General features: G+C 65.1%; 10 protein-coding genes and 3 pseudogenes. 6 read left to right on the top strand and 7 right to left on the bottom strand.

The genetic code is table 11. The features are described 5' to 3' along the window. Window positions 1-6: 6 nt before the first annotated feature. The 5 genes and pseudogenes from AC1Q7H_RS19755 to AC1Q7H_RS19735 form a co-directional block, all read right to left on the bottom strand. A pseudogene (locus AC1Q7H_RS19755) lies at window positions 7-871 on the bottom strand (helix-hairpin-helix domain-containing protein). A 109-nt stretch (window positions 872-980) separates the two neighbouring features. Further along, entirely contained in the window at window positions 981-2,096 is a 1,116-nt protein-coding gene (gene ald / locus AC1Q7H_RS19750; protein WP_492381624.1) for an alanine dehydrogenase, read from the bottom strand. Window positions 2,097-2,104: 8 nt separating this feature from the next. Further along, window positions 2,105-2,419 carry a GYD domain-containing protein gene (locus AC1Q7H_RS19745; RefSeq protein WP_153954480.1) on the bottom strand — a complete coding sequence of 105 codons (315 nt, stop codon included), beginning with the start codon at window positions 2,417-2,419 and terminating at the stop codon, window positions 2,105-2,107. Between the two features lie 199 nt (window positions 2,420-2,618). Then, a pseudogene (locus AC1Q7H_RS19740) lies at window positions 2,619-3,235 on the bottom strand (TPM domain-containing protein); the annotation flags it as partial. A gap of 23 nt (window positions 3,236-3,258) precedes the next feature. Continuing rightward, entirely contained in the window at window positions 3,259-3,711 is a 453-nt protein-coding gene (locus tag AC1Q7H_RS19735) for a pyridoxamine 5'-phosphate oxidase family protein (protein ID WP_153954479.1), read from the bottom strand. 295 nt (window positions 3,712-4,006) lie between these two features. Here AC1Q7H_RS19735 and AC1Q7H_RS19730 point away from each other — a divergent pair, with 295 nt between their 5' ends. Both AC1Q7H_RS19730 and mgtA read left to right on the top strand, forming a co-directional pair. After that, window positions 4,007-4,462, top strand: coding sequence for a universal stress protein (locus tag AC1Q7H_RS19730; protein WP_211982979.1), 456 nt, complete (start codon window positions 4,007-4,009; stop codon window positions 4,460-4,462). Window positions 4,463-4,465: 3 nt separating this feature from the next. Next, window positions 4,466-6,964 (top strand): annotated as a pseudogene (gene mgtA, locus AC1Q7H_RS19725) (magnesium-translocating P-type ATPase); the annotation flags it as partial. A gap of 231 nt (window positions 6,965-7,195) precedes the next feature. Here mgtA and AC1Q7H_RS19720 read toward each other — a convergent pair. Both AC1Q7H_RS19720 and fnr read right to left on the bottom strand, forming a co-directional pair. After that, window positions 7,196-8,623 carry a thymidine phosphorylase family protein gene (locus tag AC1Q7H_RS19720; RefSeq protein WP_249221553.1) on the bottom strand — a complete coding sequence of 476 codons (1,428 nt, stop codon included), beginning with the start codon at window positions 8,621-8,623 and terminating at the stop codon, window positions 7,196-7,198. Between the two features lie 161 nt (window positions 8,624-8,784). Then, window positions 8,785-9,576: a fumarate/nitrate reduction transcriptional regulator Fnr gene (gene fnr / locus AC1Q7H_RS19715; RefSeq protein WP_492381588.1), complete on the bottom strand. Its 792-nt coding sequence runs from the start codon at window positions 9,574-9,576 to the stop codon at window positions 8,785-8,787. A 377-nt stretch (window positions 9,577-9,953) separates the two neighbouring features. Between fnr and AC1Q7H_RS19710 the strand changes: the two genes are divergently transcribed. From AC1Q7H_RS19710 to AC1Q7H_RS19695, 4 genes are all read left to right on the top strand, one after another. Further along, window positions 9,954-10,376, top strand: a complete 423-nt coding sequence (locus AC1Q7H_RS19710; RefSeq protein WP_153954474.1) for an Hsp20/alpha crystallin family protein — start codon at window positions 9,954-9,956, stop codon at window positions 10,374-10,376. Window positions 10,377-10,402: 26 nt separating this feature from the next. Beyond that, a complete protein-coding gene (locus AC1Q7H_RS19705; RefSeq protein WP_153954473.1) occupies window positions 10,403-10,867 on the top strand; it encodes a CBS domain-containing protein in 465 nt (154 codons plus the stop codon). A gap of 68 nt (window positions 10,868-10,935) precedes the next feature. Beyond that, on the top strand, window positions 10,936-11,583 hold the full coding sequence (locus AC1Q7H_RS19700; RefSeq protein WP_153954472.1) for a BON domain-containing protein: 648 nt from the start codon (window positions 10,936-10,938) through the stop codon (window positions 11,581-11,583). Window positions 11,584-11,699: 116 nt separating this feature from the next. Further along, window positions 11,700-12,353, top strand: coding sequence for a BON domain-containing protein (locus AC1Q7H_RS19695; RefSeq protein ID WP_492381587.1), 654 nt, complete (start codon window positions 11,700-11,702; stop codon window positions 12,351-12,353). Window positions 12,354-12,367: the final 14 nt, after the last annotated feature.

Below are 12,367 nucleotides of genomic sequence, written 5' to 3'. Positions count from 1 at the left end.
GGGCGACTACGGCGCCCGCTCCAGGTATTGTTCCCTGCACTCCAACTCACGCCCTCTCACGAGCCTGCTGCCGATCAATGAACCGCGAGTCTCGGTAACGACGGTTCGCTGGCCCTCTTCGTGGCCGGCGTCGTAGAAGTAAATGACCACCCAGTCTGCGGTACGCCGGAGTTCATGGGCGCGCTGGGTATTGGAAAACAGCGCCGTAAAGTGCCACTGATCCTTGGTCACATGCAGGACCGGCAGCCACGCTTTTCCCTCTGGGTTCAATCGCTTTGGGGCAATGGTCGGCAGCGCACCAGCGGCGGCCTTCTCGCGATAGACGCGATCTATCTCCAGCAACATAGATACGGACGGCTCCATCATCGGTGCCTTGCGCTGATGCAGGACTCGCCACTGACGCTGCCGGCTCAGGATTTCATCCAGCGCAGCGCGAATGCCTGCCAGGCGACGCGGGCCAACGCCTTCGACCCGCTCGAGACGGCCGTCGCGAGCCGCAAGCTCCAGCGCTTCAAGGGTATCGATATGCAAGGTGTCACGGATGCGGGTGGCGAGTTCGTGGCCAATCCCCGGCACCGTCTGAAATAGCCCCGCATCGTCCTCTCCACCGCGAAGTCGCTCCAGTTGGCGCCAGCGATCGGTAATAAGCATTTCTGCGATCGCCCCCCGCGATTCCCTTGCCAATGCGGGGCAGCGCATCAAGCGCGTCAATGCCCCCCTCGTCAAAGAGCGCCCGGATATCGGCATCAAGGTTGGCAACGGTGTCCGCGGCAGCCAGGTATGCGCCGACCCGGAACGGGTTCGCGCCCTGCTCCTCCAGGTGCTGCGCAGCTTCCTGCAGGCAATGGGCGACACTGATTGTCGGGAAGATTGCGGGGAAGTTTCATCTTGCCTTGTCAGCCGTGGGGCTTGCGCCGCCATAGTCGGCGGACAGCAACGTGTCGGCCGTACTGTCGGATACTCCTGTCTGTCGGCCCCGTTCAGGCCAGCACCTGCTCTGCGGGTACATGGTCGTAGCCATGAGCGCTTGCGACGGCTGCATAGGTCACGCTCCCGCGACAGATATTTAGCCCGGCCCGCAGGTGGGGATCGTCTGAGAGCGCGCGGGACCATCCCTTGTCGGCAAGGGCCATCGCATTACCGATCGTGGCGTTGTTCAGGGCAAAGGTGGAGGTCCTGGCCACGGCAGCCGGCATGTTAGTCACGCAGTAGTGCAGCACGCCGTCCAGCACATAGGTCGGATCCGTATGGCTGGTCGGACGCGATGTCTCGGCGCAGCCTCCCTGGTCTATCGCCACGTCCACCAGCACCGAACCCGCTTTCATGCGCGCCACCATCGCGCGCGTGACCAGCTTGGGCGCCTCGGCGCCCGGCACCAGCACCGCGCCGATGACCGCATCGGCCGAGAGCAACGCGCGCTCGATACTGTCCGCGCTGGAGTAGACCGTCACGACTTGATTGCCGTACGCAGCGCCGAGATGCCGCAGACGATCGATATTCTTGTCCAATACCGTCACGCGCGCCCCCATGCCAACCGCGATCTGGACAGCATTGGCGCCCACCACGCCGGCACCGATCACCACGACATGTGCCGGCGCAACGCCGGGGACGCCGCCGAGCAGCAGTCCCATGCCGCCGTGCGGCTTCTCGAGGTAGGCGGCCGCCACCTGGACTGACATGCGGCCGGCCACCTCGCTCATGGGGGCCAACAACGGCAGACCACCGTCAGGGCCCGTAACCGTCTCATAGGCAATGCAGACCGCACCGGATTTCAGCAGCGCGGCAGTCAGCTCACGGTCCGCGGCCAGATGCAGGTATGCGTAGAGGATCTGCCCGGGCTTGAGCAGCGCCAGTTCGCGTGGTTGTGGCTCCTTGACCTTGACAATCATCTGGGCCCGGTCGAATACGGCCTTCGCATCGGCAGCCAGCTTCGCGCCAGCCGCTTCGTATTGCGCGTCGGAAAGACCAAGCGCGGTCCCGGCCCCGGACTGGACCATGACCTGGTGACCGCGGCTGACAAGTTCGCGCACGCAGGCAGGCGTCAGGCCAACCCGGTACTCGTTGTCTTTGATCTCTTTGGGCACACCGATCCACATGGCCTTGCTCACACGGGTGGTAGTTCCGGCAGATTCCGCACCAGGTGCTTGAATCGCCCCCAGTCCACCGCCGGATGCACCGAGGCCTCTCCGTGACCATACGCCCGCACCAGGACCGATACCTGCATGGCGGTTTCGATGTCGTTGGCCTCGAAGATATCGAGATAATCATAGGGCCCGAGGGTCGCATAGCTGCCCAGCCATTTCACATCCGGACAGACTTTTTCCAGATAGCCGGCAACGCCGCGTTCCAATGCCTCAAACGATCGCGGCTGCCGCAGGGACTCCACGGAGACACGGGTTTCCATGATAAATATCGCCATGTTCGACTCCTCAAGGTGGCTGCGCCCTTTGTCGGCCGTATAGCTAGAGGCTAGCTGCTGTCTGGCCGCAGCCCTTGTCCCAGCGCAACGTCCGGCACGGAACCCGCGGCCACCTTGCTCGATTGCGCGCAAAGTTCCTGCGAGCGACCCTCAGTTGCCATTGAGTCCTCCGCAGATGCCGCACGACAAACTTTCACCATCACCACTTACCGGAGGCACCGCCACCGCCAAAGCCGCCGCCACCGCCGCCGAATTCGCCAGGGCCCGAGCGGCCGCCATTTCTTCCCGAGCGACCGCCAATAGTTAGCAAGCCCATGTGCGAGCCACCCATTAGCGTGAACAGAGCGCGACTGCTCCCGCAACCATGCCGGCAAAGATGGCGCCGGAGAGCATCCACGCGACCACACCAACGGCCCCACCGGTCGCGACTGCACCCGGGAAGCGCCCCAGCATGGAGCGCAGAACCCCACCCAGGATCAGCGTGAGCACAAGGAGGATTGGCATCAGTTGCCGCATGGGGTCGCCCCGATCCCCTGCCGTTTCCTCCGGCGGTGGCAGCGGCTCCCCTTCGATGACCCCAAGCATGCGGTCGATGCCCGCAGACACACCACCATAAAAATCGCCCTGCTTGAATCGGGGCACGATATCTTCACTGATGATGCGCTTGCTCGCGGCGTCAGTCAGGACGCCTTCGAGGCCGTAGCCCACCTCAGTATGAAGCGCGCGGTCATCCTTGGCGATGATGAGCAGCGCGCCGTCATCGACGCGCTTGCGTCCCAGCTTCCATTGCTCGACCACGCGAAGCGAATACTCCTCGGTGGGCTTACAGGGACCAGAGGTCAGCAGGTGACAAGATCCGTATGCCCAAAGCCCTTGGAATAATCGAGCACGGAAATGACCATTGGGATCACCCTGAATATTCGGACGTCCGCCGTGGTCGGCATCGGCACCGGCAAGGCAATCTGCTCCGGATACTTGAATGGGAACATCCGCAGGATCCTCTCCGCTAAGGCCACATCGACCACCAGTTGCGCGTGCGCCGCCATGGACAGGCCGGTAATCGCCATGAGATCTGGCGTATCGTGATCGATTGTCAGCGAGACACGGTCATCCAATGCCAGATTGGCCGCCTTTTGGCTGCTCGGACCACAGAGGAAGTAGAGCGTGAGACCCTCATTCACATAACCTACAGTGGTAGCCTGAGGCCAGCCATCCGGCCTCAGGGTGGCAAGCGTCATGATCCTGTGTTGGTTCAACAAGGTCAGGATCTTCTGTCTGATCTCTTCGTCCATATTTGGTCACCATGGTTGCACTAGTACAAACGGCCCTAACGGGGCCGGCATGGCTGCCGCCTCGGCTTTGGCTCTATGGTCCTTTCCTTTCCAAGGTAGGGGATGACAAAGCATGCATCGTTGATGCCTGTCAACGAAGGTACTAAATGCCGCCCGGGGCTGGCCGATAGCCGTGCCCCTGACCTGCATCAACCGGCCCACCCTTCCCGGCCCTAAGCTGGAAGCAGTGTCTATGTCCCCGCATACGGGGATCGCTTCACTCCGGCCCGCGGGCGCTCAACAAGGAGGCAACGCCATGTACCAGACAATCGTCGTCGCCATCGACGGCAGCGACTGCGGCGATCGTGCCTTGGCCGAGGCGATCCAGCTCACGGCCATGTTTAAGGCCCGCCTGGAGATCGTCCACGTGGTCGACAACAGCTATCTCAAGTACGACATGGGCTACGGCAGTCTGGCCGACCTGCGCCCCGACCTGGTCGAGGGCGGACGCAGCCTGCTCGCCGAGGCCGCGGCCAAAGCCCGCGCGGCCAAGGTCGAATGCCACACGCAACTGGTTGATGAGATCCTTGCCCTTGGCGACATCGCCACGGCGATTGACGCGGCTGCACAGCGGGTCCACGCCGACCTGGTCGTGGTGGGCACCCACGGCCGGCGCGGGGTGCGCCGCCTGGTGATGGGCAGCGTGGCCGAGGGCCTGGTGCAGGGGTCGAAGGTGCCAGTACTGCTAGTGCGCGCGCCACGGGCTCCGTAAGGCATGGAGAAGGATGCAGAGCCGCCCCTCCCTACGGTCGACCGGCCCTCGGGGGGCGACCGCCGTGCCGCGTCAACCCCGGGCCGGCAGGGTTCGCCGCACGCCGTCCACGTGACGTCCCCGCCAGCCGAACTGGAATGGGCTGCCACGCATGATGCCAGCGAAGTCCTGGACAGACTTGGCGCGACCGAGGCGGGCTTAACCGAACGCGAGGCGGCCTCGCGCCTGGGGACGTGTGGCCCCAACACCATTGCCCCCAACCATGGCCCACACTGGCTTGCCAGCCTGGCCCGGCGGCTGGCTAGCCCCGTCAACGTGATGCTGATCGTGCTGTCGGCGGTATCAGTGCTTGTGCACGACTACAGCGCCGCTGCCTTGACCGGCGGAATGATCGTGCTGAGCGTCTCGCTTGCCACCTGGCAGGGGCAGGAAACGCGTAGCGACCGCGCCGTGGCGGCGCTGCGTACGATGGTCCACACCACCATCGCCGTGCGGCGCCGTGCGGACCCAGGCAGCACGCCCGTCGCGCAGGAGCGCCCGATCGCCGAGCTTGTTCCTGGCGAGATCATCCATCTGGCTGCGGGTGACCTGATACCCGCCGATGCCCGGCTGCTCGCATCCAAAGACCTGTTCGTGAACCAGGCGGCATTGACCGGCGAATCCATGCCGGTGGAGAAATTCCCCGCGCGCTGCGCTGTCGCTACCGCTGCCCAAGCCGGCCATCTTCCCAATATCGCCCTCATGGGGACGGCGGTATTCAGCGGGACAGCCACGGCGGTCATCGTGCTGACCGGCGACCGCGCGATCTTCGGGCACATCGCGCAGTCGATCGCCGGGCAGGAGCCGCCTACCGATTTCGAAGCTGGCCTGAACCGCATCGCCCGGTCGATGCTGGCAATCCTCGCAGTGATGTCGCCATTGGTGTTCCTGATCAACTGGCTGACCAAAGGCGACTGGTTTGAAGCGGTCCTGTTTGCCATGGCGGTTGGCGTGGGCCTCGCCCCCGAGATGCTGCCGATGCTGGTCACCGTCAACCTGGCAAAGGGCGCGATGGCAATGTCCCGGCGCAAGGTCATCATCAAGCGTCTGGCCGCAATCCAGAACCTTGGCGCCATGGACACGCTTTGCACGGACAAGACCGGGACCCTGACCCAGGACCTTGTCATCCTCAAGCAACATGTCGACCTGGCGGGACATGACAGCGAGCGGTTGCTGGAGTTTGCGTATCTCAACAGCTATTTCCAGTCTGGCCTGCATAATCTGCTCGACGTGGCCGTGCGGCGGCATGAGGAGTTGAGCGAGCGCATGCGAATTGCGCAGGCCTACCGGCTGATCGACGAGATTCCCTACGACTTTACCCGCCGGCGCATGTCCGTCGTCGTGCAGGCGCCCCACGCCCGGATGCTGATCTGCAAGGGCGCGGTGGAGGAAGTCTTCTCCGTCTGCACCGCGGCCGAACTTGAGGGTCAGCGCGTGCCGCTGGATACCACGCACTATCGTGACCTGATGGCCATCAGCGATCGCCTGAATGACGATGGCTTCCGCGTCATCGCCATCGCCTTTCGCGAACTGCCGGAGGCGCCGGAGACGCACGCATACTGCCTGGCCGACGAACATGGGCTGACCTTGCTGGGCTACATCGCGTTTCTCGATCCCCCCAAGGAAAGTGCGGCCCCCGCGCTGGCTGCCCTGGCCGACAGCGGCATCGACGTCAAGATCCTGACCGAGGACAGTCCACGCATCGCGAGCAAAATCTGCCAGATGGTCGGGCTTGCACGCAGCGCGCCGGTGCTTGGCAGCGACCTGGACAAGCTGGATGCCCAGGGCTTGGCCGATGCCGCGCTGCGCAACCAGATCTTTGCCAAGCTCACGCCCGTGCACAAGGCAGCCATCGTGCGCGCGCTGCGCGAGCATGGCAGGGTGGTTGGCGTGCTGGGCGACGGGATCAACGACGGGCCGGCGCTGCGCGCCGCCGACGTCGGCATTTCCGTGGACAGCGCGGCCGATATCGCCCGCGAGTCAGCCGACGTCATCCTGCTGGAAAAGAGCCTGCTGGTGCTGCATGACGGCGTCATGGAGGGGCGGCGGGTCTTCGCCAACCTGCTCAAGTACCTGCGCATGAGCGCCAGCTCCAATTTCGGCAATATCTTCAGCGTGCTGGGAGCAAGCGCCTGGCTGCCCTTCCTGCCAATGGCGCCGATCCAACTCCTGACCAACAACCTGCTCTACGATTTTTCCCAGACGGCCCTTCCCACCGACAATGTCGACGACGAGTCCTTGCGCAGGCCCAGGCGCTGGGAGGTCGGCAAGATGGGGGAGTACATCCTTGGCATGGGCCCGGTCAGCTCATTCTTCGACTACCTGACCTTCGCCGCGCTGTTCTGGCTGCTGGGCGCCAATACGCCTGCGCACGCGGCGCTGTTCCAGACCGGCTGGTTCATCGAGTCCCTGTTCTCGCAGACGCTCATTGTCCACATTATCCGCACGCGCAGGCTGCCCTTCATCGAGAGCCGGTCCAGCCAGGCCTTGCTGGCCACTACGGTCGGGCTGTGCCTCGTCGGCGCCTGTCGCCGCTGGCCACACCGCTGGGCATGCACCCGCTGCCGGGCGCTTACTGGCCGCTGCTCGCGGCCATCCTGCTGGGCTATGCTGGCGCTGCGTTTGCCGCGCGCCGCCTGCTGGCGAGGTGGGTGCCGGTGGACTAAAGCGGACGAAGGCGAACGGGCCGGCGGGCTATTGAATGCCGAATGGGTCATGCGCCAGCGCGTAGCTGAACGCATATTCCAGTTCGCCGGACGCCTGGGCGTGCAGCGTGCAGAGCGGTGTGCCGGCTGCGACCTCGTCGCCGGTGCGGACATGCAGCTCCAGCCCCGCCACCTGCCGGCGCGGCGCTCCGGCCAGCTTCGCCGCGCGCGCGATGTGACGGTTGTCGATGGCGGTCACGATGCCGCTACTTGCCGCCACCAGGTCGCGCCGGAACACCGCCTGCCCCGGGGTGCGCAGCCCGCCTTGCGCTTCACAGATCGCCTGGAACCGGGCCCAGGCCGCACCGCTGTCGAGCAGACTGCCGGCCTGCTGCCATCCCTGTCCTTCCGGCATCGCGCCGCAGAACTCCAGCAGCTCCCCCGCCAGCAGCAGCGAGCGCTCGCGCAGGTCGGCGGGCGCCGTCGGCTGGCCCTGCAGCACTGCCAGCACGTCGAGCGCCTCGAGCGCAGGCCCGACGCCCCGCCCCACCGGCTGCGAGCCGTCGGTGCGCAGGATCCGGATCTTCAGCCCGAAAGCGTTCGCGACTTTGGTCATGGCGCTCTGCAGGCGTTCCAGTTCGCTGTCTTCGCGGATCTTCGCCGTCGGCCCCACCGGCACGTCGATCAGCACGTGGGTGGAGCCGGCCGCAACCTTCTTCGACAGGATTGACGCTACCAGCTGCGCATCGCTGTCGATATCCAGGGCGCGCTCCACGCGGATCAGCACGTCGTCCGCCGGACTCAGGCTCAGCGCGCCGCCCCACACCAGCGCCGCTCCAACCTGCTCCACCACGCGCCGCAGTTCCGTCGCGTCCAGGGTCACGCGAGTCAGGGTTTCCATCGTATCGGCGGTGCCGGCGGGCGAAGTGATCGCGCGTGACGAGGTCTTGGGCAGCACCAGGCCTGCCGCCGCCGCGATGGCCACGACGATCGGCGTGGTGCGATTGCCCGGCAACCCGCCGACGCAATGCTTGTCCGCAACCACCTCGCGGTCCCAGCACAGGCGCTCTCCGGACCGAACCATGGCCCGGGTCAGGTCGACGGTCTCGCGCAGGCTCATGCGACCGTCCGCGCAAGCGGTAAGGAATGCCGCAATATGCACGTCCGCGTATCGCCCTGCGCTGATGTCGCCGATGATGCCGTCCAGTTGGGCGCTGTCCAGGTGGCAGCCATAGATCTTGGCACGTAGTGCCCGCACCGACTCCAGCGCCGGCGCATGGGTGACATGCACGACATCGCCGGCGCGTGCCGCCAGCGTGCGTGCCGCGCTCACCGATAGGCTCGCTTCGCCCATGGCCAACAGCGGCGCGCCCAGCAGCGTCAGCGTGGCGATCAATGACCTGTCGCCGATTTGCACGCGCACGCGCGCCTGCGCGGAAAAGCCCTCGGCGCGGCAGACGGGGCAATCCGGATGCATGTAGATGACATGCTCCTGCCAGGTATCGATCTCGAGCGGCCGGAACACCAGCGTCCCGACTTCGCGGGACGCGGCGGCGGCCACGCCATCGCCGAGCCGGCCGGGAATTCCGGGATCAGAACTGGGATCGTTCACGTCATGCCTTGCCGAGTATGACGCTGCTAGCGAGCATCCAGGGCATCCAGGTTGAGCAGCTCGATGGACTTGCCCTGCACGGTAAGCAGGCCTTCCTGCTGGAACCGGGATAAGGCCCGGCTCACGGTTTCCAGGGTCACGCCGAGGAAGCTGCCGATGTCCTCACGCGTCATACGCAGCACAAACGACGTGGCCGAATAGCCGCGTTCGCGGTAGCGTGCCGAGACGCTCAACAGGAACGCCGCCACGCGCTGCTCGGCGGACATGTTGCCCAACAGCATCATCTGGCGCGATTCCCTGACGATCTCGGCACTGAACATCTTGTGCAACTGGCGTTGCAGCGGCTTGATCTCGCGGCAAAGCGCCTCGAGCAGGTGGAACGGGATCACGCAAACCACGCTGTCTTCCAGGGCAATCGCATCGCAGTTATGGATTTCCTGGCAGACTCCGTCCATCCCGATGGTGTCCCCCGCCATGTAGAAGCCGGAGATGATCTCTTTGCCCCGCTCCGGCGCCACCACGGTCTTGAACGAGCCGGCGCGGACCGCATAGAGGCTGCGGAACGGATCGCCGGCGCGGTACAGCCGTTCGCCCTGCTTGATCGAACGCCAGCCCTGCACGACGGAGTCCAGGCGGGCCATGTCGCCGGCCTCGAGGCTGGCGGCCATACAGAGGTTCCCCAGCATGCAGTTCGTGCATCGCGCCCGGGCATCGCCCGGCGCCTGCGGCGCGGCCTGGGTCTCGTGGCGCCTTTCGAACACGACGAACATCTCGGTCGCGCCACAGGCGGCGTCATCCTCAGTGTGCAAGTCAAACATGGTTGTCTCCGGCCCGCAGGCCCTTTCCCTCGTCCCGACCCTCGCTCGTCCCATCGTTTCTGGCGGACCGCAGCGTTGTGCGGCGCCATGTCTGTGTTTGACAGAAGTATTGGCCGGCAGCGCTTGCGCGCCTAGAAGGCTGCGCTGAGTTGACTGTCAGGAATGCAGCAGGGCTTGTCAGGCTTACCTGACGCGCCCTGCCGCATGCGTCCGAGCGGTGCGGCACAAGTGACGCAATCTCGCTATTCGGGGCGCACAAGCGGCGCATTGGTAGGCATTGCGCCGGCGCTTGATGCAAAGCAAACCGCAATCGCCCCCGCTTGCCAAAGTAAGAAGCATCCGGTGCGCATCGCGCGCCGTCATCCCAGGAGACCAAGATGAGCAACATCAGGCGCTACGACCCGTTCTCGATCGAACCGCTCGGCGACATGCTGCAGAGCATGCTGCGCAACTGGCGGATTGCGCCAGGTACCGAGCTGGCGTTCAAGGTCGACGTGGCCGAGTCCGACACCAGCTTCACCATTACCGCCGACCTGCCAGGCGTGAAAAAGGAAGACATCAACGTCAGCGTCGATCGCGGAACGGTGATGATCTCCGCCAAGCTCGAGAAGGCTTCCGAGGAGAAGGAAGGCGACCGCGTGATCCGCCAGGAGCGCTACAGCGGCTCGATGCAGCGCGCCTTTACGCTGGATGGCAACATTGACACGGAAAAGATCGATGCCAGCTTCCAGGACGGCGTGCTGCGCCTGGTGCTGCCCAAGAAGGAAAGCTCGACCCAGCAACGCATTCCCGTACGTTAGGCGAGTGCGCCGAAAAGGAGACCGGGATGCTAGTCCAGGATATCTGCTCAGCGAAAGCCGTGCATGTCCCGCTGTCCTGCACCCTGCAGGAAGCTGCCGTCCAGATGCGGGACCGCCACGTCGGTGCGCTGATCGTGACAGAGAACTCACCGGCCGGGACGCGCGCGGTCGGCATGGTCACGGACCGGGACATCGTCATCGGTGCGACAGCTACCGGTGCGGACCCATGCCAGACCGACGTGGTCGAGGTGATGACGCGCGGCCTCGTGGCGATCCAACGGGATGCCGTCGTCGCCGATGCAATGCAGTTGATGCTGACGCACGGCGTACGACGCCTGGCGGTGCTGGACGGCGAGGCAGTGACCGGAGTGATTGCGCTCGATGACCTGTTCGCCGCCCTCGCAACCGACTGGGGCATGCTGTTTTCGCTCGTGCGCAAGGAGCAGGAGCGAGAGCGTTCCAGCAGCGCGCCGCCCCGGTCGTCCACTTGACCACCAATCCGCCTATTGACTTCACACCCGGTGCCGCGTTCGGCGCCGGACTCGTACAGAGGTAAAGCATGAAAACCGATCATCAGATCCAGAAGGATGTCACCGACGAACTCGACTGGGATCCGGCGATTGACGCGGCGTCCATCGGCGTCGAAGTCCATGAGGGGATCGTCACGCTGAACGGGCACCTGTCCAGCTATGCGGAGAAGCTCGCCGCCGAGCGCGCTGTGGAACGTGTTTCCGGCGTGCGCGCGGTTGTCATCAAGCTGGACGTGCATCCCCCCGGGGCCTTCATGGACGAAGCCATTGCCGAGGCGGCCCGCGACGCGCTGCAATGGCACGTGCATGTACCCGCGGACGCTATCAAGGTTCGCGTTGAGCAGGGCTGGATCACGCTGTCGGGAAACGTCGACTGGGGCTACCAGCGTAGGCTGGCCGAACGCACGGTCAGCCAGTTGCGCGGCGTAATCGGTGTCGTCAACAACATCCGGATGAATGAGAAGACCGCGCCCCCCGATGTGGAACAGCGCATCGAAGAGGCGCTGCGACGCCATGCCCTGCGTGAGGCCCACCATATCAGCGTCACGGTCGAGAACGGCACCGCCACGCTGACCGGCCGCGTCGGCTCCCTGGCCGATCGCCGCGCGGCCATCGGTGCGGTATGGTCTGCGCCGGGTATCTCGGCCGTCATCGATCAGCTGGAAACGCGGCCGTGACGCCAACTGAAAACGCGGTCGAATGCCGATAGCGCGAGGCCGCGTCGGCACGCACGGAGCAGGCGGCACGCGCCGCCATCGCGCCCGAGGGCGCCACGCAAACAGGAGACAACGACATGAAAGGCGATATCCAGCTCAAACAGCATGTAGTCGAGGAACTGGCCTGGGACCCGGCCGTCGATGCCGCCGAAATCGGCGTGCAGGTCACGGACGGTGTGGTCACGCTGACCGGCCATCTCAGCAGCCATGCTGCCAAGTATGCCGCTGAGGACGCCGTCAGGCGTGTGCCCGGCGTGAGGGGCCTGGCCGTCGAAATCGACGTGCGCCTGCCCGATGACGCGCAGCGCACCGATGCCGACATCGCACGCGCCGCGAGCAACATCCTGGCGTGGACCTCGGTGCTACCCGCGGATCGCATCCAGGTGATGGTCGAGGACAGCTGCGTCACGCTGACCGGCACGGTCGACTGGAACTACCAGCGCCTGGCCGCCGAGCGCGCGGTGGCGGGGCTATACGGCGTGGTTAGCGTAGCCAACGCGATCGCGGTTCAACCAGCGATCGCACCTGGCGACGTGAAGGAACGAATCGCCAAGGCGATCGAGCGCCAGGCGGTAGACGACGCGACCCATGTCACCGTCGACGTCAAGGACGGTGTGGTGACGCTCCGAGGCAGCCTGCGCAGCTGGGCCGAGCGCGAGGCCGCCTCCGAAGCCGCCTGGGCAGCGCCGGGGGTCACCGAAGTGTCGAACATCATTCAAGTGAATCTCTGACCTCCCGACTGGGC

The organism is Cupriavidus sp. GW823-FHT06D04 (assembly GCF_058795055.1).
The sequence above is the reverse complement of the archived record's forward strand: the minus strand, read 5'-3'. Positions and strand labels throughout refer to the sequence as shown.